Genomic DNA, 2,386 nt, shown 5'->3' with positions numbered 1-2,386 from the left:
GTCGTGGCTGGGTGCGCGGTTCCCCGCGCCCCTTAAAAGCACGGGTGCGCGCTTTTGTCTTTCAGGGGCGCGGGGAACTGCGCACCCAGCCACGACCGACCCGCACACGAAACCCCGGACACCGGCGGAGCCGCTCAGGAGCTCAGCGTCTCCTGGGTGCGGGGTGTCTCAGCGGGCAGCTCGGGCCGGGTCGCGTACGACACCGTGTCACGCCAGAGGAGCGTGCCGGCGGTGACGGACGCGGCCACCAGCAGACCGTTGCGGATCACCAACAGGGTGATGCCAAGACCGTCGCTGCCGACGACGTTCGCGAAATAGACGGGGAACTCCAGGACGGTGAAGAAGCACGCCGTCAGGACCATCCCGGCCGGCAGCCCCATCCGGCTGCCGCGGAAGACCAGGCACACGGCGGCCAGACCGACCAGCCACACCATGTACTGCGGGCTGATCACCCGGCTGGTGGTCGTGAACAGGAGCACCGCCACGAACGCGGCGTCCGCGACCGTGTGCGCCAGGAAGCGCGTCGCCAGCAGCCGCCACATCAGCAGCCAGCCGAACGCGAGCGCCGTCAGCAGCAGGGCCGCCGTGCTCACCAGGTCGACGTACGGGCCGAGGAACTCCACCGAGCCGTAGTTCAGCAGGACCTGGCCCTCCCAGCCGTGGTGCCGGGCGATGTGGAAGACCAGGGAGCCGAGGGACTCGACCTCGGTACCCCGGTCGCGCTGGAAGGTCATGAACGCGAACGCGCCGGGCATCGACACCGCGAACAACAGTGCCAGCCCCGCGGCCGTCGCCGCCGCCGCGCCCCACGCCCTCCGCTTCGCCGAGCCCACCAGTAGCAGTGCCGGCCACACCTTCAGCATCGCGCCGAACGCGGCGAGCACGCCCATCACGCGCGGATGCCGGGCACCCACGAGGATCGCGGCCACGACGACGGCCGTCACCATCACGTCGTACCGCGCATACACCGTCGGCCCGAGCAGCGGTACGCCCACCACCCACGCCCAGGCGCCGCGCAGCGACTTGCCCGGGCGCCGGCCCGCGTACAGGAGCAGGCCGAAGGCGACCAGGTCGGCGAGGAAGGCCATGACGAAGAACGCCGAGGTGTACTCCAGGAAAGGCAGCAGCGCGGGGGAGAGGATCGCGAGCGCGGCGGCCGGCGGGTACTGCCAGGTCACGTCGTCCAGCGGGAAGGTGCCGGTGCGCAGGACCTCGTACCAGCCCTGGTAGATCACCGAGACGTCGCTGGTGACATCGGGACCCGGGAAGACCCACACCTTGAAGACGAAGAGCAGCAGCATCAGCCTGGTCAGGCCCCAGGCCCCCACCAGCGGATACGGGAACCTCGCCCCCCTCGCTCCCGTCATGCCCACCTGTCCTCTTCGGTACGGATCCTGTGTGCGGCCATGATTCCCCGCGCGCCTGTGCGAGAGCCATGAAGCGCGGCCGTACGGAGCTGCCGGGTGCGGGTTCGGTACGTCCGTGCTTTCGGTACTGTCGACGGCGATGCACAAGACCCTGATCGTGACCAACGACTTTCCGCCGAGGCCGGGCGGCATCCAGGCCTTCCTGCACAACATGGCGCTGCGCCTGGACCCCGAGCGGCTCGTCGTCTACGCCTCCACCTGGAAGCGGGGCCGGGAGGGAGCCGAGGCGACGGCCGCCTTCGACGCCGAACAGCCCTTCGCCATCGTACGCGACCGAACAACCATGCTGTTGCCCACTCCGAGGGTCTCCCAACGGGCCGTTGGGCTGCTCCGGGAGCACGGCTGTACGTCGGTGTGGTTCGGTGCCGCGGCGCCGCTCGGGCTGCTGGCGCCCGCGCTGAGGAAGGCCGGCGCCGAGCGCCTGGTGGCCACGACGCACGGGCATGAGGCGGGGTGGGCGCAACTGCCGGGCTCGCGCGAGCTGCTGCGCCGGATCGGCGAGTCGACGGACACGATCACGTATCTCGGCGAGTACACGCGCTCGCGGATCGCCACCGCGCTGACGCCCGAGGCTGCCGCGCGGATGACCCAACTGCCGCCGGGCGTCGACGAGAAGACCTTCCACCCCGGCTCGGGCGGCGACGTCGTCCGCGCCCGCCTCGGCCTGACCGACCGCCCGGTCGTCGTCTGCGTCTCCCGGCTGGTCCCGCGCAAGGGCCAGGACACGCTCATCCTCGCGATGCCGCGGATCCTGGCGAGCGAGCCCGAGGCGGTGCTGCTGATCGTGGGCGGCGGGCCGTACGAGAAGGACCTGCGCAGGCTCGCGCACGAGACCGGGGTCGCCGACTCCGTCCGCTTCACCGGGGCCGTCCCCTGGTCCGAACTGCCCGCCCACTACGGCGCCGGTGACGTCTTCGCCATGCCGTGCCGCACCCGCCGCGGGGGCCTCGACGTCGAGG

2 protein-coding genes are annotated in these 2,386 nt (G+C 71.3%); one reads left to right on the top strand and one right to left on the bottom strand.

Translation table 11 applies throughout. The annotated features are described in order from the left end of the window. Positions 1–134: 134 nt before the first annotated feature. Entirely contained in the window at positions 135–1,367 is a 1,233-nt protein-coding gene (locus AOK17_RS41580) for a glycosyltransferase 87 family protein (protein WP_055617837.1), read from the bottom strand. Positions 1,368–1,506: 139 nt separating this feature from the next. Here AOK17_RS41580 and AOK17_RS41575 point away from each other — a divergent pair. Then, positions 1,507–2,386 (top strand): glycosyltransferase family 4 protein (locus tag AOK17_RS41575; RefSeq protein ID WP_055617838.1); only part of this gene is annotated, 880 nt, incomplete at its 3' end.

This window comes from Streptomyces phaeochromogenes (genome assembly GCF_001418655.1).
Classification (GTDB): Bacteria; Actinomycetota; Actinomycetes; order Streptomycetales; family Streptomycetaceae; genus Streptomyces; species Streptomyces phaeochromogenes.
The sequence above is the reverse complement of the archived record's forward strand: the minus strand, read 5'-3'. Positions and strand labels throughout refer to the sequence as shown.

Coding starts and splice junctions, on each gene's coding strand:
- AOK17_RS41580 (WP_055617837.1), bottom strand. CDS start 1,367: ATGACGGGAGCGAGGGGGGCGAGGTTCCCGTATCCGCTGGTGGGGGCC.